Origin of the sequence: Shewanella sp. SACH, from assembly GCF_001887095.2 — a bacterium.
Classification (GTDB): Bacteria; Pseudomonadota; Gammaproteobacteria; order Enterobacterales; family Shewanellaceae; genus Shewanella; species Shewanella baltica.
On sequence record NZ_MPDG02000001.1, the window covers coordinates 298,319 to 318,667 of the forward strand.

Annotated in this window: 15 protein-coding genes; 9 read left to right on the forward strand and 6 right to left on the reverse strand. The window is 45.8% G+C overall.

The window, feature by feature from the left end:
• The first annotated feature begins 47 nt into the window (after nt 1-47).
• The 3 genes from BM607_RS01215 (at nt 48) to BM607_RS01225 (ending at nt 5,984) form a co-directional block, all read left to right on the forward strand.
• Nucleotides 48-3,095: an EAL domain-containing protein gene (locus BM607_RS01215; protein ID WP_071939140.1), complete on the forward strand. Its 3,048-nt coding sequence runs from the start codon at nt 48-50 to the stop codon at nt 3,093-3,095.
• A gap of 129 nt (nt 3,096-3,224) precedes the next feature.
• Nucleotides 3,225-4,643 (forward strand): DEAD/DEAH box helicase, encoded by a 1,419-nt coding sequence (locus tag BM607_RS01220; protein WP_071939139.1) that lies wholly within the window; start codon nt 3,225-3,227, stop codon nt 4,641-4,643.
• A 234-nt stretch (nt 4,644-4,877) separates the two neighbouring features.
• A complete protein-coding gene (locus BM607_RS01225) occupies nt 4,878-5,984 on the forward strand; it encodes a GTP-binding protein (protein ID WP_071939138.1) in 1,107 nt (368 codons plus the stop codon).
• A gap of 122 nt (nt 5,985-6,106) precedes the next feature.
• Here BM607_RS01225 and BM607_RS01230 read toward each other — a convergent pair whose 3' ends face one another.
• Nucleotides 6,107-6,868: a transporter substrate-binding domain-containing protein gene (locus tag BM607_RS01230; protein WP_006080865.1), complete on the reverse strand. Its 762-nt coding sequence runs from the start codon at nt 6,866-6,868 to the stop codon at nt 6,107-6,109.
• 399 nt (nt 6,869-7,267) lie between these two features.
• On the opposite strand from BM607_RS01230, the gene BM607_RS01235 reads away from it, so the two are divergent.
• The gene (locus BM607_RS01235; RefSeq protein ID WP_006085138.1) at nt 7,268-7,792 is read left to right on the forward strand and encodes a DUF3087 domain-containing protein; all 525 of its coding nucleotides are present in this window, start codon (nt 7,268-7,270) and stop codon (nt 7,790-7,792) included.
• Between the two features lie 100 nt (nt 7,793-7,892).
• On the opposite strand, the gene BM607_RS01240 is transcribed toward BM607_RS01235, so the two are convergent.
• Entirely contained in the window at nt 7,893-9,434 is a 1,542-nt protein-coding gene (locus BM607_RS01240; RefSeq protein ID WP_071939137.1) for an MFS transporter, read from the reverse strand.
• Between the two features lie 400 nt (nt 9,435-9,834).
• On the opposite strand from BM607_RS01240, the gene BM607_RS01245 reads away from it, so the two are divergent.
• The 5 genes from BM607_RS01245 (at nt 9,835) to BM607_RS01270 (ending at nt 15,466) form a co-directional block, all read left to right on the forward strand.
• Nucleotides 9,835-11,190, forward strand: coding sequence for an MATE family efflux transporter (locus BM607_RS01245; RefSeq protein ID WP_071939136.1), 1,356 nt, complete (start codon nt 9,835-9,837; stop codon nt 11,188-11,190).
• A 482-nt stretch (nt 11,191-11,672) separates the two neighbouring features.
• The gene (locus BM607_RS01255; RefSeq protein WP_006085141.1) at nt 11,673-13,184 is read left to right on the forward strand and encodes a hypothetical protein; all 1,512 of its coding nucleotides are present in this window, start codon (nt 11,673-11,675) and stop codon (nt 13,182-13,184) included.
• A gap of 210 nt (nt 13,185-13,394) precedes the next feature.
• Nucleotides 13,395-13,760, forward strand: coding sequence for a glyoxalase superfamily protein (locus BM607_RS01260; RefSeq protein WP_011846274.1), 366 nt, complete (start codon nt 13,395-13,397; stop codon nt 13,758-13,760).
• Nucleotides 13,761-13,847: 87 nt separating this feature from the next.
• Nucleotides 13,848-14,357 (forward strand): hypothetical protein, encoded by a 510-nt coding sequence (locus BM607_RS01265; RefSeq protein WP_071939135.1) that lies wholly within the window; start codon nt 13,848-13,850, stop codon nt 14,355-14,357.
• A 443-nt stretch (nt 14,358-14,800) separates the two neighbouring features.
• On the forward strand, nt 14,801-15,466 hold the full coding sequence (locus BM607_RS01270; RefSeq protein WP_071939134.1) for a hypothetical protein: 666 nt from the start codon (nt 14,801-14,803) through the stop codon (nt 15,464-15,466).
• 238 nt (nt 15,467-15,704) lie between these two features.
• Here BM607_RS01270 and BM607_RS01275 read toward each other — a convergent pair whose 3' ends face one another.
• From BM607_RS01275 to BM607_RS01290, 4 genes are all read right to left on the reverse strand, one after another.
• Nucleotides 15,705-16,883 (reverse strand): AAA family ATPase, encoded by a 1,179-nt coding sequence (locus BM607_RS01275; protein WP_071939133.1) that lies wholly within the window; start codon nt 16,881-16,883, stop codon nt 15,705-15,707.
• Between the two features lie 639 nt (nt 16,884-17,522).
• Nucleotides 17,523-18,092, reverse strand: coding sequence for an LUD domain-containing protein (locus BM607_RS01280; protein ID WP_006080875.1), 570 nt, complete (start codon nt 18,090-18,092; stop codon nt 17,523-17,525).
• Between the two features lies 1 nt (nt 18,093).
• A complete protein-coding gene (locus tag BM607_RS01285; protein WP_012588197.1) occupies nt 18,094-19,488 on the reverse strand; it encodes a lactate utilization protein B in 1,395 nt (464 codons plus the stop codon).
• A 10-nt stretch (nt 19,489-19,498) separates the two neighbouring features.
• Nucleotides 19,499-20,242 (reverse strand): (Fe-S)-binding protein, encoded by a 744-nt coding sequence (locus BM607_RS01290; RefSeq protein WP_006080877.1) that lies wholly within the window; start codon nt 20,240-20,242, stop codon nt 19,499-19,501.
• Nucleotides 20,243-20,349 lie beyond the last annotated feature (107 nt).

The following is a 20,349-nucleotide window of genomic DNA, read 5'->3' on the forward strand; positions in this document are numbered from 1 at the left end:
TAAAATTGTATCAAGCCCCCTCATTTATTGGAGTCGCTCCCTGAGTCATGGATAAAGGTATTCTCTTTCCGTTAGTGCAAAATGCGGCTTTGCTGCTGGCGTTGGTATTTTTGTACGACGTGATCCCTAAAAAGCATCAGCGGCAGTATTTCTTGCTGTGGCGTATCATTATTGGGATGCTCATCGGTGGTATTGGTATCACCATCATGAGCACGCCTTGGATATATCAACCGGGCGTTTTTTTCGATACTCGCTCGGTTATCCTCTGTATTTCAGGCCTCTTTTTCGGTGGTTTGCCGACCTTTATTGCTGTGGTGATGACGGCGCTATATCGCATCAGTATTGGTGGCGCGGGGATGTGGATTGGCGTCGGCGTGATAGTGTCATCCGGGTTAATTGGGGTGATCTGGCGTCAATATCGCAAATCCTATTTAGCGAACATTTCAGGTAGAGAAATCTTTCTCTTCGCCTATGCAGTGCATATCGTAATGCTGCTGTGGTTTGTATTTTTACCCAATGGCATCGGAATGCCCTTACTTGAACAAGTCACCTTACCTGTGCTCACCATTTTTCCCATTGCGACTTGGCTACTGAGCCGCCTGTTGTCACGGCGTTTTGAGTTAGAACGTGATGAACAAATTCGCCTGCAGGATGATTTCCTATTTCGTAGCCAATTTAACGTCGGCAACATTGGTATTGCGATAACGGGGATTGACCAAAAGTGGATAAAGGTGAATCCACGTTTATGCCAAATGCTCAAATATTCAGAGGCTGAATTGCTGCGGATGACGTGGGCGCAAATTACCCATCCCGATGATTTAGAAAGCGATGCGCTGCAATTTGAGCTCATGCTGCGCGGAGAAATTGATAATTACGAGATGGATAAACGTTTTATCGTTAAAGACGGCAGTGTGGTTTATACCCATATGACAGTGGCCTGCAAGCGCGGTGGTAGTAATACTGCGCTGCTGGTGATTGCCGGATATCTGGATATCACCTCACAGGCCTTAGCCGACCAAGAGGTGCTTGCTAGTCGTGAACAACTCGAACTGGTGTTGAGCAGTAGCGATCTTGGGGTATGGGATTGGGATATTCGTCATGATCGTATCGAACGTAACGCTCGCAGCGCCGATATTCTCGGCTGCGATGTGGATATGCTCAACGCTAACAGTCGCCAATGGATGGACGCGATTGTCGCCGAAGATAGACCTAAAGTGCTGCATTCGATTGAGGCCCATATTCGCGGCGAAACGGCGCAGCATAAGATGGAATATCGTCTAAATACACTCAATCGCAAAGTGCGCTGGATTTTAGACACGGGTAAAGTAGTGAGCCGTGACGCAAACAACAATGCCCTGCGGATGTGCGGAACCTATACCGATATTACCGACGCAAAAATGATTGAAGAATCGTTAAAATTGTCGGCGCTGGTATACGACAACAGCTCAGAAGCCATGAGTGTGCTCGATGAAAAAGGCGTGATTATTACCGTCAATGCCGCCTTTAGTGTGATGACCGGCTATCGCGCATTTGAAGTGCGGGATCAACATATTCGACTGCTTTATTGTGACCTCAATGGCCGCGATTTTTACACCAAAATGAATAATGAGATCCGTGAAAAGGGCCAGTGGCAAGGGGAAATGTGGCAGCGGCGTAAAAACAGCGAGGAATATGTCATCTGGTTAACCATCAATACCATCAATGACAAAGAAGGCCATCCCTATCGACGTGTGGCGCTGTTTTCTGACATTACCGACAAGAAGCAAAATGAGCATCTGATCTGGAAGCAAGCCAACTACGATACGCTGACGGGCTTGCCCAATCGGCGCATGTTGTTGGAATATTTAAGCAGCGAAGTGAAAAACGCTGACCGCAATCGCAACCACTTTGCCTTATTGTTCTTGGACTTAGATTTCTTTAAAGAAGTGAATGACACCTTAGGCCATGCCATGGGCGATTTACTGCTGATAGAAACTGCGAGCCGCTTAAAATCCTGCGTGCGTGATGCCGACGTCGTGGCGCGTCTTGGCGGCGATGAATTTACTGTAGTGTTAAGTTCGATGGAAGATCATAAGGGCATTGAGCGCGTTGCCGAGAATATTCTGCGGCGAATTGCCGAGCCCTATGTGCTGGGTGAAGAAACGGCTTACATCAGCGCCAGTATTGGGATCACTTTGTATCCCGATGATTCGACCAGTATTGAAGGACTGCTTAAGCATGCGGATCAGGCGATGTATGCGGCGAAAGATCAAGGGCGCAATCGTTTCAACTATTTCACCCCGTCGATGCAGGAATACGCCAAATACCGCATGCGCTTGATCCAAGATTTGCGTCAAGCGGTCGCCAATAAAGAATTTGAACTGCATTATCAGCCAATTGTTGCCTTAGCGACAGGGGAAGTGACTAAGGCCGAGGCATTGATCCGCTGGCACCATACTGAGCGTGGCGCTGTGTCACCCGCCGAGTTTATTCCGGTGGCGGAAGACACTGGGCTGATAGTTGAAATCGGTAATTGGGTGTTTGAGCAAGCTGCGCGTCAAAGTGCGGCGTGGCGCCACGAGTTAGGGGTTGAAATCCAAATCAGCGTCAACAAATCCCCAATCCAATTTCGCGATGAAGGCACGCTGCTCAATGATTGGCTGAAGTTATTGCAAGATCTCAATATCACGGGTGCGGGCGTGTGCGTTGAAATTACCGAAGGCTTGTTATTGGACGCCAGTATGGGCGTGACCGAAAAACTACTGGCCTACCGCGATGCGGGCGTGCAAGTGTCGTTGGACGATTTTGGTACGGGCTACTCGTCACTCGCCTATCTGAAAAAGTTTGATATCGACTATCTTAAAATTGATCAATCTTTTACCCGCCATATTGATACCGATTCAAACGATCAAATTCTCTGTGAGGCGATAATCGTGATGGCCCACAAGTTGGGGATGAAGGTGATTGCCGAAGGTGTCGAAACCGAAGCGCAGCGCCAAGTGTTGTTGGCAGCAGGTTGTGACTACGGCCAAGGTTACTTATTCTCAAGACCTGTGCCTGCCGCTGAATTTACCCAAAAATACCTGCAGGATCCGCCGTTAGTCTCCCGTGTCTGAGGGGATATTAACTGAGACATGATAATTGCCTATAAAAACGCCGCGGATTTTGCTAGACTCCGCGGCCCCGCGTTGGGGCATTGAGTATCACCTCGCATCAAAGTTTTACTACTTAGCTAAAGAGTCCCTATGAAATTTGAAACACTCGGTTTATCTTCTCCTATTTTGAATGCGATAACTGAGTGTGGCTATCAGCAACTCACTCAAGTGCAAGAGAAAGTGATCCCGCTTGCCTTTGAAGGCAAAGACATTATGGCCTGCGCCCAAACGGGTACAGGTAAGACGGCTTCCTTTGCTCTGCCTGTACTTGAAAAGCTGGCGGCTGAGTCTTTAACAAATGACAGCAATGATAAACCGATTTTACGCGCGTTGGTGATGACTCCCACCCGTGAACTCGCGATTCAAGTCTGCGAAAATATCCAGAAATACAGCCAGTTCCTGCCACTGAAAACCTTAGCGGTTTACGGCGGCGCCAACATGAATCCCCAGCGTAAAGGGGTAGAGCAGGGCGTTGATATTTTGGTGGCAACCCCAGGTCGTTTATTCGATATTATCGGCCAATTCCAGTTAGATCTGTCGAGCGTCACGACCTTAGTGATCGACGAAGCCGACCGCATGTTAGACATGGGCTTTGTGCGCGACATTGAAAAAGTGAAACGCTTAATTGCGCCTCAGCATCAAACCATGTTGTTCTCAGCCACGTATAGCGATGCGGTGAAACAACTTGCCGAGAAAATGCTGAATGAACCTCAGTGGGTGAATGTTGCCGATACGACAACGGCATCTACAGTAGTGCAGGAAGTGTATCGCGTTGATAAACGTCGCAAAGCCGAGCTGTTGTCAGAACTCGTTGGCCGCAACAATTGGCGTCAAGTGTTGGTTTTTGCCAGCACGAAAGAAAGCGCCGAGCATTTATTGCAAGAATTAAAGCTTGATGGCATAGCCGCAGGCGTGTTCCATGGTGATAAAACTCAAGGCGCCCGTAATCGGGTGTTAGAAGAGTTTAAAGCCAGTAAATTACGTGTGCTGGTGGCAACCGATGTGGCTGCACGTGGGTTAGACATTCATGCCTTGCCTATGGTGATCAACCTTGAATTACCTTTCCTCGCCGAAGATTATATCCATCGTATTGGTCGTACAGGCCGTGCAGGATTAACCGGCCGCGCGATTTCGTTCGTGTCACCTTCAGACGATGAAATGCTCGCTGAAATTGAAGCCTTGATTGAGCAAAAACTGCCTGTGTCGGTACAACCGGGTTATGAAGAAGGCACGCCTTTACCTGCCCGCTACCGTGATGCGCCAGCGGCACCGATTAAGCCGATTGGAAAGTGGAGCCATAAGGCGCCGCAGGATCGCACTATTGGTCAGTCTCGTCAGGGCAAGTACGCTAAAGGTAAAGCGCAGGACAGCAAAGCAGGTGGCGAGAAATCCTCTAGCCGTGCTAAGCCAGCTTCGGGCTCAGGTAAGCCGTTTAATGCGACTAAACCTAAGTCGAATTTGGTGAGCAATAAGTCAGGTTTTGGCTCTCGCGCAAATAAGTCAAAATAAGTTAAGTCAAAATAAGTTAAGTCTAAATAAGTTAAGTCAAAATAAGCTAAGCCCAACAATCAAGGCTAATAAGCGCCAAGCGCCTGTCAGCCTCGCTGTTTGACGGTTGCCTAGTTTGTTAAATAGCCCGTCGCCATTCTAAAAGCGCATCCTCACCGATGCGCTTTTTGTTGAGCTTCAAAGCCAATACTTCTACACTCGAGCGCCAAGCTTTCTATTCGAGCGAGTTTCCTTATGATTATCAAAGCGATTCCCACCAATATCATCACAGGTTTTTTAGGCGTAGGTAAAACCTCTTTGATTAAACAATTGCTGGCGACTAAACCCGCGGATGAGACTTGGGCTGTGCTGGTCAATGAGTTTGGTGAGGTCGGCATTGATGCGGGGTTACTGAACGCCTCCGATAACGGCATACAAATTCGTGAGGTGGCGGGTGGCTGTATGTGCTGCGCCGCGGGCGTACCGACGCAAGTGGCGATCAATCAGTTGATTGCGAAAGCGAAACCTGACCGCTTACTGATAGAACCGACTGGGCTTGGGCATCCTAATGAAATCATTAAAGTATTGAGTGCGCCCCATTATCAGAATGTGATTTCACTGCGCAGTACTTTATGTTTGGTGGACGCGCGTAAAATCCACGATCCCCGCTATCGCGAACATGCAAACTTCATCCAACAGCTGCAAGTGGCCGATGTGATTATCGCGACTAAGTCAGATTTATATGATGCCGAAAATACCAAGTTACTCTATGAGTTACAGACCTATTTAAGCCATATCGAACGCACTGATATTCCTGTGGTGAGCCACACTAACCAGCAACCTTTACCTAGCGCGCTGCTGGATTATTTAAACCAACCAAGGCGCGTGTCACTCAACATTAGCAGTAATGGTGGCATAGTCCCTAAGCTAGGTAATCTTACAACGACTGCTCCTAGCTTGTTCCGCACGGGTGGTTCGCGTTTGAGTGAGCTAAGTCTTTTTGCTGAAGGCGCAATCGAAGTCGCACTTGAATTTGATGCACGCGGCATAGTGCGTAAGCAGAATCAAGGCGAAGGCTGTTTTAGCTGTGGCTGGGTGTTTGATCCAAGGCAAGAGTTTGATTTTGATAAGTTAATGGCGTTTATTCAGTGCCACACTCAGTCATCAGACGTCGGGCAAGTATTGCTGAGATTAAAGGCCGTGATGATCACCTCTGAGGGGATAGCTGGATTTAACTGGATTGATCATGAGTTTACTGTGGTTGAACTCGATGACAGCTTAGATTCCAGACTAGAGATGATTACCGTGGACGAAGTCAATTGGGACGAGATAGAGCAGCAGTTGCTCGCTTGTCTTTGCTAACTGCTAACTGCTAGCTTCTAACGGTTAACTGGCTTTCCCGTCGCCCTTTATTACACATGTGAGCATAGGTTAGGCGGGTGCTAATAAAGTTGCAGCGGTCGTGCATGATCAATCGCGCAGGCTCAGTAAGGCAAGGTTACGCGATATTTTTGGCCGAGTGTTGTAAAGGTGCCATTTTGGATCATCTCATCGAAAAAGCTGTCAAACCTATGTCTTAAGGGATCAAATTTCGCCTGTTTCGGAAATGCCATAAAACCGTCTTGAACATCGATTATCGGCGTGATTGGGGTAATTGCCTTAGGGATTTTGATTTGGGCGAGCACAGCATCGGTATTACGGCTGTTTGTGGCGAGTAAATCTAAATCCCCCCGAGAGAGGCGTTCTATCCCACTTTTAATATCGACAAATTCATTGATGTTCAATGATTTAGTTTGTTCATTAAAAGTCGGGCCATAACTCCAACCCTGCATCTTACCAATCCGTTGACCTTTAATGCTGGCATAGTCGCCATTCCATACTGTTTCATGGCCTACACGGGCATAGAACACCATGTTATCGCGGTAAAACGCTTTCGTAGCAAAAGCCAAGTTTGCTTCACGCTCTGGGGTATCGTAGGGACCAATAAGAATATCCGCTTGGCCACGTTCGACCATAGAAATGGCGCGGCGCCAAGGGGTAATTTGATAGTGAATGTTCACACTTTGCTGCTGGGCGAAGCGATTTAAAATATCGACACCTAAGCCGGTATATTCGCCATTGGGCTGTAGTTCGAAAATTTGGCTGAAACTCGCACCCACCGCGAGCAGGTCTTTGGCCTGCGCAGTCAAGCAAAGGCTACTGAGCGCCAAAAGGACGACTTGTGCAAAGGCTTTGCTGAGTATCATGGCATTCCTTGTGTGGTTTGAATGCGGGAACTTAAGGCACGGTATCTTGTAAAAGCGGCGATATCGTTAGGACATTCACTGAAGTAAAGGTTAGCAAATTTTACCCTGATTGGGGCGCACGTTAACATTTTAATGTTTTGAGATAAACGCAAGATTATTTTTCATACGCTGAATCGCAAGGGCATTAAGCCGTTGTTCTTCAATTGATACATCATCCTATCCTTCAGCCAGTTTGGTTACACCTAAAGGTGTCAATTTGTATCGCTCGCGGGTGAGGATGAGAAATGTATTTTAGCTATGCGTTTAAATCAGTTAAGGCCGAATAAAGGGGATTGCGGTATGCTCTGCCATTAATTGATTGATACGCCAACGCTAGGCGGCCTATTTGAGCGGGATGTTATGAAGCTGCAGGAAATCGATAAAACCTTGTACCGTAAAAACATGAATTTATTCATCGTAATTTTAGTTGTTAGCTTAGTCGTGCTGTCACTGATTTTTGGAGCTGGGTTGATTGCGCTGTTTGGTGCGACGCCTGTGCCGGGTGAGCCTACAGGTAATTTCCATTTGAATCTCTTAGGGGTGATTTTCAGTCTGGGTCTGTGTAGCGCAGTGATTTACAACTTGAAGGATAAACCCTTCTTTAGTGAAATTTATTATGTGTGGCAATTAAAGCAGCTCCATAATCGTATCTATCGCAAGTTGATTAAGATTAAAGCCGCTGCGGCGCAAAATGATGTGAATGCTTTGATTATACTGCTGTTTTATTACACGAGTTTAAGACAAGTGTATGAACTCGATGACAATACGCTGACCTTGCCAGCGCTGACTCAAGATCTCAATCGTTTGAATGCACAAATCGAGAGCTTAGGTTTATTGCTGTCGCCTGAACAATTTACGCCTGATCTGCTGACGCGTCCTTTTTGATACTGACAAGGCAAGATGAAGATCGCTCCTCACCTTGCCATTATCTAGCCCTTATCTTGTCTTTATCGCCCTTACCCCGAATGAGGTTAGCGAGTCCCGCTTAGGCGGCTTGCTGGGCTCTTTGCAGTGTGAGTAACCACTTACCATAGATAAAAATCCCCACCGCTGAGATAGTCCCTATGGCGGCGATGATGTACCACGCCATGCCAATGTTATGGCTGTGGTACAGCAGTTGGGTGAGATCCTGGGCGCTTTCACCTGTGTAGCTCACCAAGGTAGTAAAGGCTTCACCTTGGGGAATGGCGCTAACCTCAGTGCTGTTCATGCCGCGCTCTAACAATAAATCCCGCGAAAACAATTCTTTCGATGCATAAATCTCATAGAGTTTAGGGCCAAAGTAGCCTTCTAATCCCCAGCCGATCCCTTGGGGTAACATCACAAAGCCCAAGTACATGGCTTTTTTACCTTCGGGCGCTATGTTGCCCATAAACTCATTTTTCTTCGGGCTAATCATCATTTCGCCAATGGAGAACATCGCAATTGCGAGCACGATAAACCAAGCCGCATGGAAGGCGCCGATAAACACAAAGGCCAAAATACTCAGCAAACAACCAATAAACATAGCAGTAGTGATACGGTATTTAGCCGTCAGTGCGGCGACGATAAAGCAGCAGGTCATGATCAGGCCAGCATTAAGGTTGAGCATGCCTTCGGGCATCACCTTAGTGCCTTCGTTATTGAGGCCAAGCCAAAATTGCAGAATGCCGTTACTGGTGCCTTCGCTGCCAAAAAGGGATGTGACTATTACGCTGGTATCGACCCATTCGGAAATATGGATAGGCAACACATCGAATAGGGCATTGAACAGGAACCAAAAGCCTGAAAATACCAACATGTAGTAAATCACAATCGGCTTTTTCAGCTCACGCCAAGCATCACGCCACAGGGCTTCTTGTTTGACTTCACCTGACTTGATTTGTTTGTTACGTGCGAGTCGCTCGGCTTTACCTGGCTCTGTATAAGTCAGTAAAAATAAGAAGTTGAGTGAGATAATCGCGGCGCAGGCGAAAAACACATTGTCCCACGACAATTGGCGCATATGTACGGCCACTAACGGCCCGAGGAAACCGCCAATGTTGACGACTTGGTAAAAAATGCCCCAAGCCATAGAGGTATTATTGCGATTGGTGGACAGCACTAAGGTGCCTTGAATACCCGGTTTAAATATCCCTGTGCCGATGGCAAGGAGTAATGCGCCAGCAAGGAAACCCCAAAAACTGGGGAAGAATGCCATCACCAGATAGCCAAATATTTTAATGATGGTGGAGCCAAAGATGGTTTCTTTGTAGCCGACGCGGTCAGACATGCCACCGGTGAACACTGGGACAAAGGTTTGCATGATCGCCCAGAGGGAAATAATAATGCCGTAGTCGCTTAGGCTGATGCCAAGGCCGCCCGCAGACTCAGGCGCTTTAGCGTACAGCCCCGCACTGGCTTTGACGCCGTAGTAGGCGATACGCTCGACTAACTCCATCCCGCCGACCAGCCAAAACACATAACCTAAGCTAGTAATGGAGGCCCACATACCGAGCTGTTTGACTTCCCGCAGGTCGTTGCCTGCATTTGGACTATTCTGACTCATGTCCTTCCCTTATTATTGTTATTGAATTTATTATTAATTAAGCCATTAATTATCAATATCTTAAATTTTTATAGTTAATCATTTCATCTTGCTAAAATACGCGAATAGGCTTGCTTGAGCTGATACTTTACCTAATTCGGCCTTAAACACCAAAAAAGTAGCAAAAAATGATGAGTTAGCCTACATCTGTTATTGGACTGTGCTCGGTTTGTCATTTGACTGGAATTGGACTGTGTACACTTAAGTCATTGTGATAATTAATCTTTGTGGTTACATCTTCATACTTAACTTGCTTTGAGTTACGGCTGATTTTAGGTACAATCCATTGTCGCATTTTTGTTCACCCGATCATTTTTCTAAATAGATACGACTCTTGCCCCCTTTTTTGTGAGAAACGCTAATGACAGCAATAACATCTAATCATGCTCCTGCGGATATGAGCCTGCTCGAGGAGCCGATTGCGAAGCTTTTTTGGCGCTATACCATACCCACCATCGCCTCTATGTTGGTGACGGGCGTCTATGTGACGATTGATGGCATCTTCGTTGGCCACTATTTGGGTGAAACAGGGCTGGCGGGGATGATGTTAGCCTATCCAGTCGGCGCTATTTTGTATGCGATTGGCGCTATGATCGGCATGGGCAGCGCGGCATTAGTGTCGATCAACCTTGGTCAAGGCAATGTGGCTAAGGCCCGTAAATTACTTGGTAATGCCTTTAGTTTGTGTTTATTGGCAGGGGCCATTTTTGCCCTCATGGGTGGGATATTCTCGCGGGATATTTTGATCGCCCTCGGGGCGCAGGGGGACATTCTCGAAAACGCCAACGAATACCTGTTCTGGTATTTCGCTCTGTGTCATTTCCCTATTATTTCAATGACCTTCACCACATTGCTGCGTAATGATGGTCGGCCATCTATGGTAACTTGGGTACTGATCTTGGGCGGTGTATTAAACACTTTCTTAGATTGGCTGTTTATTGTGGTCTTCCCCTTTGGTTTAGCGGGCGCTGCGATTGCGACTATGATGTCGCAGGCGGTGACTGGACTTTTGTGTTTGCAGCATTTTTTCAGTCCTCGGACTCAGTTGAGGATCGACCTTGAGCAGATGAAGCTTAAGCTCGACAATTGCTTGAACATAGCCCGCGTGGGTTTACCCAGCTTTTTGATGAACCTTTATTTATCGATAGTGTTAACCCTACACAACACGGCATTTTTGTGGGTGGGCGGCCCCTTACACGTGGCAGCCTATGGCGTAGTCAGTTACACAGAAGCATTCTTCTATTTGATTTTTGAAGGTATCGCCCTCGGCACACAACCCATTTACAGCTTCAATGCGGGCGCTGGGCGTTTCGATAGGGTCAAGCAGGCACGCAATATTGCCTTTGGTATGACACTGCTCACCGCTGCCTTGGGCTTAGCGCTGATTTATTCTCGCCCAGAATGGTTAGTGTATTTGTTTGCCGGCGATAATCAGAACCTAACGCCCGTGGCGATTGAAGGGATGCGCTGGTATTTCTGGGGCTTACCAATGGAAGGTTTAATCTTAGTCGGTGCGAGTTTCTTCCAAGCGATTAATTGCTCGAAACAAGCCTCTATGCTGACGGGCGCGAAACTTATCCTGATCGCGGCGATTATCTACTGCTTCGCTTGGATGTTTGGCGTGATTGGTGTGTGGGTATCGCTCGCAACCTGTAGCACTATTCTGACGATATGGATGTTCTACGCCATGAAGCGAGTCGAGGTGCGGCTGCAATAATCCTGTTTTGCTTGGGTCTTGGTTTTGGCTGTTTTTTTGCGTGCGCTGATGATGAGGGAAGAGGGCAAAGGAAGGCAAAATAAGCGGCCAGACAAGCGGTAAGAATAGATATATGAACAGAGGCATAAGTGGTTAGTTTTCCCTGAGTTTCATAATCAATTTTATAATCGATTTCATCATTAATTTCACTATTGTTTTCAGTATCGGGGCGATTTATGGCCCCGATTGCCATTCAACTGCTATCTTTCTGCGCCAAACATGACTTAGGGCTAGCGTGGGATGATGGCCTCTGATACATTTCGCTGGTTTAATCTGCTATCAAAAATGACGCCTTCAAGCTGGCGGTTTTTTCGAGGTCATAACCCTCAGAAAACCAGCTAGATTCGCTTTGAAATTTGGGTCAGTTGATCGTCGATATAACTGGGTATTGAGCCGAATGACTCGCTCGTTGATTTTAGTAATTTATGTTTTATGAGGCCCTTATGCGCACCACTGCAGTCATTTCTATGCTGTTGCTTGGCGTGTTAACCACTGTTAATGCCAGTGCCAAAGAGAATGAGTTAGTGTTTGCCAGCGACTTTGAAGGCAATCGTTTATCTCAACCTTGGTCGTGGATCATGGGTTGTCAATTTGAAGGCGCTGAACCCCACAGTGGTGAAAGTGCGCTGTTATGTGCCGAAGGTAATAGCAGCATAGTCAGCAAGTACCCCATTTCTGAAGCGGGTCTGTTGGAGTTTTGGGTTAAAACCCAAAATACTCAAACCCAGTATCGAATCAATGTATTAACCTCACCAGTATTAAAGCTCGATGCCCAGTGGCAGCATGTTGCCTTAATCGATATCACTCCGGGTGCGAACGAGTATTTAGCACACAGAGTCTCTATCGACGATCCGAGCCGCCAGTATATTCGCCTCGACATTGAGTCCATTAATGGCCCCATCAGTCTGGACGATTTGAGCTTAGATAAAATTCGCCTCGATATGGCCCTGCAAAAAAATGAGCAGAAAATTATCGGCGGGATTTTAGATAAGCTTAAAGCTGACAAGAACTACGAAGTGCAGTCTGAGTCGTTCCGCACTTTAGGTAAAAATTACGCCGCCCAGCTTGAGAGCCAAAGACAATACCTCGAATACTCGAATGCCATCTATTCCAGTATCACCTTTGTGTTGGCAACATCTGAGCGCAACAAGATGTCTAACCCTATGGGATATAACACCTTTAGGTCGGTGCTATCCGACACTAAACGTGTGGCATCACCTATCCAGCAGGCACGCTTAGGCTCTATGGTGAAACCCTTTGGCGACTTGGCCACAGCGACCTTAAATGTGGTCAGTGCCGGTGCTTATTCCGCCTTTGCCGAACCTTTTAAATCATTCTTGGCCGCGACCTTCGATCGCTCTAATTATGACAACAGCGACTTGAGCCGTAGCGATAAAAAGTTTGCCGAAGAAAATGGCCTGAAAATTTATCAGCAGGCCGAACGCTTTATGTCTGAAATCGAAAAAGAGCTGCAACAAGTCACGGCACTAGACAATGATTTAGTCAGCATGCAGAAGAACTTAGATACGTTCCGTAAGGATCTCGATAAGCATCTACGCGGCTATTTACAGCATGCTGGCATTGCTCGCACACCTGAAAACTACAGCCGAGTGATGAGTAAAGATGAGCAGACTCGAGCACTTGTGATTACTGAGGCGAGTGCCAATATCAGCGCCAAAGCCGAAGCTTTATTGGCTTCGAATAGCAATGCTGAACTGGTGCAGTACATGATTAAAACTACTGAAAAAATTGATGAATTTCAAGAATTCAAGGAGCGTTTTAACCAGATCACCTCGGCCATGCTAACCTTCTACGATAAATTTGAACGTTCGATTGCCACTGAACAAAACCCCTTCACCGACCCAAGCGATCGCGCCGTATGGGAGCAACACGCCCAAAGCGCCCGTAACTACATTCGCCAGTCGAAGGAAGCGTTCACTAAAGCCTTTATGTAACGGATTGTTGTAGAAACATCGACTGAGCTTTTTTCATCGAAATGGCAGCGCAAGTCTTTTTCGCTGCCATTTTTTATATCCGCAATTTACCAAAGCGCTCGTTTAATAAGCCATTTTAATCTGAGCGTGTTGTAGGTAACCCTAAAGTGCATTATGTTGTCGATTTAGAATAGTCAGTTGTTTGGTTTTATCAGTGATGGAGTTGTTGACATGGAGTTTCAGGCTATCCCAATTATGCGGATTTTTGATGAAGATAAAGCCAAAGAGTTTTATCTTGGTTTTCTTGGCATGGAGTTAGATTGGGAACATCGTTTTGAAGAGGGTTACCCTATTTATATGCAAGTGTCGCTTGGCAATTTTGTTTTACACCTAAGTGAACATTCCGGTGACTGCACGCCTGGCAGTAAGGTTTTCGTGAATGTCAGCAACCTAGATAAACTTTTTACACAAATTACTGCAATGCCATACAAATATAATAAGCCAAGCATTGAAGAGGCAACTTGGGGGGCGAGGTGTTTCACTGTGACAGATCCATTTTCAAATAAGTTATTGTTTAATGAATCATCGGATACATAACAAACAAATGTTATCGCCAGCAAAAAGTGCCGGCTGCAACGTCAACCCGCCGCGCAGCTTTTCGTGCTAAATCTGGGCGTTAAATGTATGCATATCGAACGCACATTTTTCTATTACGAAAGAAGCCGAAAACAACAAGCCAAAGTGCTCGTTTTCAATATGCTATTTTTGCCGCTTATCCTTTGGCTTATTTGGATGTTGATTTCAAAAAATGAGCCTTTTTATGACGAATTCTTGTTTTATATAAAATATATTGTTGTGGGCTCAGAGCTTGTACTATTGTTGCTAGCAGCATGGTTACTTACTCATCCGGCAAAATTTTATATCAAGCTTACAAATTCTGAGTTGAGCTCATTTCATCCTACTTTTAAAGAATGGACGTTCAGCGTCAATCCGCAAGACATTATTGAAATTGAACACAGTACAGATATAGGCGCAAACGCTAGCCTCATTTCAGTGAAAATGAATAATGGTTCATCAGTTTTATTGAGTCCCAACTATCCATATAAGCGAAGCGAACTATACGATGCATTGCGATTGGTTAATCCAAATATAAAAACGCCCAAGAACACTTGGTCGTTCCCTTATAAAAAGTAAAAAATCAATTATTGACTGGCCTAGCTTAAAAATGGGATGTCATGTCCTGCAACTCACTGTAACCTTGCTTATCCAAACCAATCACTGCCCATTTGTTTTATTGGGTGGGCATGTCTAAAATACACCCGTTTTTTAATGAGTTAGCTCATTTTTATGCATCAGCTTTAGCCCTTCAACTTTTAATGACTCTAATTTAAGCAATTTTTGCTCGTACAAGTTGTAGGCAAACTGAAAGTGCATTATGTTGTTGATCTAAAATGGATGGCCAGATTTTTTTTGTTAGCATGTCTTAAATACACCAATTTTTTAATGGCTCTAGTTTAAGCTATTTTAGCTCGTACAAGTGTAGACAAACCAAAAGTGCATTATGTTTTTGGTCTAAAATTGATAGCCATATTTTTGTTTTGGTACAAGGTAATTAATAATCTTTTAACGAGGCGTATATGAATAAAAATTTTTACTCCAAGCTTTCTGATAATTTAAGTGGTTTATTTTTTGTTTCTAAGTTTAAATTGGCAAAAATATTTGTTTCAGAGAGCTCAGATGACGAACTTTTGAAAGGTGTTTTTCTTATCAAAGCTCGCGCAGGTATTTTAGTTTGTACTTGGTTTTGCCCGTTGATTCATTTTTCTTACCCTAGTGAACCACTAACGTTTTGGGTTTTTGATGGATGGGACCTTGGAGGAGGACGTAGTGGACTAATTTCATATAATGTAAATTCTGAATTATTATCGCCTAAAAAAGATGAGGATACATTGATAAATGAGGTGGCTGATTATATTACCCAAAGAGTAAAAGACTTTGATGATGTAAAAATACAAAATGATTTTATTAAACTGTTAAGTTTATTTCCATCATCAGTTTCTGGTGTTTATAGTCAGTTGAATTTAGGCCTGTTGCATTACTGTGTTGGTGATAAGTTGCTTGGAGAAAAGATAATTAGAAATGCAATAGAATCAAAGGGGGGATATCCATTAATAGAAGGCGATGTGGTTGAGTTTTTATCTTGTCTAGATATGGGGGAAGATAAAACAAATGAATATATAGAAAAAATAAAAATACGTAATAGACAATATCTTGAAAAGTTTGGATTTTATTTGCATAAATAAATTTATCTATGGAAAAAGAATACAGTGAAACCCAGCGCTTAATAGCGCAGTTGTTAACCTCCGACTATGCTTGGGTTAAGCATTAAACAAGGAGGTTTGTAGAGGCTGTACATAATTCTGTGTCAGGTTAATTTCACAGATCGATATGGTTTTCTAAGCGCCCCTCAAAATGAGGCCGCACCCTCGCAGAACTCAGATAAGTGTTGAAGACACTCTCGTCTATTACAGAGGAAGAGGGTTACACTGGCTTACAACACACACCATATCTTAAGTTCGCTCTGCGATGGAGTTCATAGACTTCACAACCTAACAATGGCTCAGTTCTATTAAGAACTGCGCCAAAACGTTCAAAGTAGTCTTCATTAACTTGTTTTGCACTAATAAGTGGTACTTCAATACTGACATCTACACGACCTTTACGTATCAACGCTGGGTCAAGATTATCAGGATGATTTGTGGTCATTATTACAAGGCAGTCATCAAGAGGAATGATTCCGTCTAACGCGTTTAGAACGCCACCTAAAGTGAGTGGTGGGTTATCTGCATTGCTTTCAGCAGTTCGTGATACCGTAGCCTTTACACAGTCACAGTCCTCGATTAACAACATAGCTCCGGGCGGTACTTTTCTAATAGCCTTATGAATAGTGGCATCATTTACAGTCGATAGATTCAATATGTATAGATCGCGATGATACTCAACAGCTAACGCCCTCGCTATACCCGTCTTACCCGTACCCGTTTTTCCATGTAACAGTATGGTTAGCTTACTTACAACCGATTCCCCCCTACTTGCGAAGTTATCAACTTCCCCCATCAACTCCTGCTTAAACCCTTCATCTAGCACTAATTCACTAAAACCCGATGATTTCAATATGCCATAGCGACACCATTCGGTTTCTTCGAAAATATTAACTTTCGGCTCAGTAGAGATGTCTCCACGAGTATCTTCTAAAAAACTATGTAGTTTATCTTTTGCCCACCATGGTGCACTTACAGTAATAGTATCGTATGCCATCGTACTATCGACCTTAGAGCGGGTAGCCAACATGAAACAACCACCGTATTTAAACAGGTGCATACCGTAGCCGATAGACTTAACACTGACACGCCCGTCGTAACTCACACTATAGTCATAGTACACAGCCTCAGAGATAGAGCGTGAAAAAAACGGAATGGTAGTATTACTGATCAAAAAGGACAGTTTATTGAATACCTCTGTGCGCGCCTGATGGCTATCGTCTATAGTGAGCCGCACAAACAGCAGACTACTGAGCCAACTTAACAGCTTCGCGGGGACATCTTTTATCATATAGCCTACGAGTCCAATTAACGTTAATGTTAATACTCCAACAGTGACAGCCGTCAACAAAGGATCACCATTGGTGAGCGCCTTTATTTGTAGTAATACTTCGTTCATTTACTCACCTTTACTATAAATGCCTAATAGACGTAGTCGAGAATACAGCCAACCGAGTCGAGGAGACTACCAAGGTATCCTCAGTATGTGCGCTATCGCACGTGGTTAAAGCGACTTGATAAAGATCCCCTGCTTATCACTAACGATTGCCTTAGAATGTAGTAATATCACATTTTAAATCAATATCTTAATGTTGGGTTTATATTTAAGCGTCACTAACGTACACAGATAAATATCAGAGATGGCGCCGTTCATCAAAGAGCAGGATGGAGCGGCCCTGCATCCACGGATTGACTTGAACAACATCCGTGTTTAACGGCCAGTTTGCCATCTGATAGGCAGGCCGCCTGAATGTCGTGCAATGCAGGGATGCATGAGAACGACCATGGCTCTCGTTGATAAGCTTGTCGTTCGAGGCCCTAGGTTTCTATTCACCGAGTCGGTGAGTGAATGCCATGTCAAGCCTGTAAACTGCTTGTCAATAAACGTTAATTGGTAAGCTGTGTTAGTGGTTTATCAGCCTACAACTCAAATATCATTCAGCGAAGTCTCAATAAGAAAGCCGCTAATGAAGGCGGCTTTCGTGTTCGATTGTCCTGTAACCCTTGAATTTTCTTGGTTACATTAAATCTATAGGAATCAGAGCAAATACACGTTCAAGCTGCAGGCGCCGTGGGCACCGACGACGAGGGCTTGTTCGATATCGGCGGTTTTTGATGGACCCGCGATAAACACCCCGAACTCACCTGAGGCTAACGTGATTTCTTTAGCTGCCTGATGTAGGGTCGGCACAATCTTATTCGCTGGCAGGGCTAAGATCAGGTTTTCACAGATAAAAGGCGTGACTCTGTGGCCTAGATTCTTATTGTTCACCCAAATGGCACCGTTTTCGGCAACGCCAATGTCACCTGGGATCACTGCATAATCTATGTTTTTGAGCTCGTGGGCAGTGGGTGGCATTTCACGGTTTGCCGTGACACCCTCTACAAGGGAGATGACCTGTAACCCTTGGGCGATATGTTCATCGACTTTGGCTTGCAGGGCGACTAAGCCACCTTCTTTATGCAGCGTACCCGCGACAGTATTGAGGTTGGTCTCGAACTGGCCGACGAGATTTTCGACCCTTGGCGTCACATCTATGCTTGGCATAGGATGATTTGTTAAGGCCGACAGTTTGAGCGCATTGAGAATTTCAAGTTTACTAGACATCTTATAGGCTCCTGTGTTTCTTAAACCAAGCTTCGAAGCTGGAGTTCGGGGCGACGGGCAGTTCACGGTATTTACCCCATGCACCGCTAAAGGGTTTTAACAGACTACCCGGTAGAATGCGCAGCGCAGTTCTCGCCACACTCATAGAGCAGTTCAGCATGGTTTCGCTTGCCATAAATTTACCCACTAATGGCATGTAACTGTTTTTGCCATAGGGGAGTTTTCCAGCTTCGGCCTTAAGGCGTCTGTGGTGGAAAATAATCTTATCGAGCGGCACTTTAGTCGGGCAGATATAGGTACAGCTGCCACACAAGGTACAGGCCCAAGCAATCGAGTTAGTGTCATCAATCTTAGCGCCCACAGCGATGCCAATTGGGCCCGGAATGGTGTAGTTATAGCTGTAACCGCCAGATCGACGATACACAGGACAGGTATTGAGGCAACCACCACAACGGATACACTTCAATGATTCTGCAAGGATTTTATCCTTAAGCATCTCAGTGCGGCCATTGTCGACGATAATAATATGCATCTCACCTTCGGGCTGTGGGCCACGGTAAAAGGCGCTGTAAGTCGTAACTGGTTGGCCTGTGGCGTTGCGCGCCAGTGTGCGTAGCAAGACGGCTGCGCTATCGATATCGGGCACCACTTTGTCGATACCCATTGAATGCAACTGCAACTTAGGCAGGTTAGCGCCCATGTCGGCGTTGCCTTCGTTGGTGCAAACCACCACGGCGCCTTTATCGGCAATCGCCATGTTCACGCCTGTCATCGCGGCATCGGCGCTAAGGAACTGTTCACGCAGGTGGGCACGGGCGGCGCGGGTTAAATACAAGGGATCGGACCCCCCCGCTTTAGTGCCGATTTTCTCATGGAAGAGGTCGCCGACTTCTTCTTTCTTCATATGGATCGCGGGCACAACTATGTGTGATGGTGGCATTTTGGCGAGCTGAATAATCCGCTCACCTAAGTCGGTATCTATGACTTCAATGCCGCGCTGTTCTAAGTACGGATTGAGGTGGCATTCCTCGGTCAGCATAGACTTAGACTTCACCAATTTTTTGACTTTATGGCGGGATAAAATGTCATGCACGATGCGATTGTGCTCGGCGCCATCTTTGGCCCAATGGACTTGTATGCCGTTGGCGATACAGTTTTGTTCAAAGGTTTCAAGATATTGAGCAAGATGGGTTAGTGTGTGCAGCTTAATTTCTGAGCCTAACTGACGCAGTTGTTCCCATTCTGGGATGCTACCCGCGGCGCGGTCGCGTTTTTCTCTGAGCATCCACAGGGCTTTTGAATGCCAGTCGACACGGGTTTCGTCGCGGCAAAAAATATCTGCTTTATGGGCATGGACCTGTGAGCCTTGAGCCCCGTGATTATGATTGTAAGCCATGGTGAGTCTCCTAGAGCGCGGCGTTCAGCACTTGCGCTATGTGGCGAATTTCAATCGGCAATTGCTGTCTGCGGATCATGCCATCGAGGTGCAATAGGCATGAGGGATCAAAACCCACCACATATTCAGCACCGGTTGCAGCATGGGCTTGGGCCTTGTCTTTGCCCATTTTGGCCGACACTGCGCCTTCATCGACGGCGAAGGTGCCACCAAAGCCACAGCATTCGTCACGGCGGTCGGGATACACTATGTCTATGCCAGTAATATTGGCGAGCACAGCTTCGACTTTGTTGAATCTTGGCCCCATTTGCTCACTCGGGGTGGCGAGGTTCAACATGCGAATACCATGGCAACTCAGTTGCAGGCTGATTTTGTGCGCGAAGGGCTTGGTAAAGGCGGGGATCGGCGCGATATCGTGTAAAAACTCAGTCAGTTCATAGAGTTTGTTGATCACAGCTTGTGCTTCTGGGCTGCTATCAAACTCGTGGAAGTTTTCTTTGGCGGCCACTAAGCAAGAGGCGGCAGGGCAAACAATAGCGTCGCATTCCACTCCCTTAAAGGCGTTGAGCAATTTAAGGGTGGTGCTGCGCGCTGCATCGAAGCAACCTGAGTTTGTCATCGGCTGGCCACAGCATGTTTGACCCGCGGGTAGAATCACTTGGTGCCCGAGTTTCTCTAATAATTCCAAGGTGGCAATGGCAACCTCTGGCATCATTTGATTGACTAGACACGGGATGAAAAGGGCGATTTTCATTGTGTTTTCTCTTTCTTGTTAGTGAACGACATTGCCTTGCTGTGCGACCCCAAAGTCCACACAAATGCTAAGGTAGTTGATCAAATATAGGCCTATCTATGCGGAAT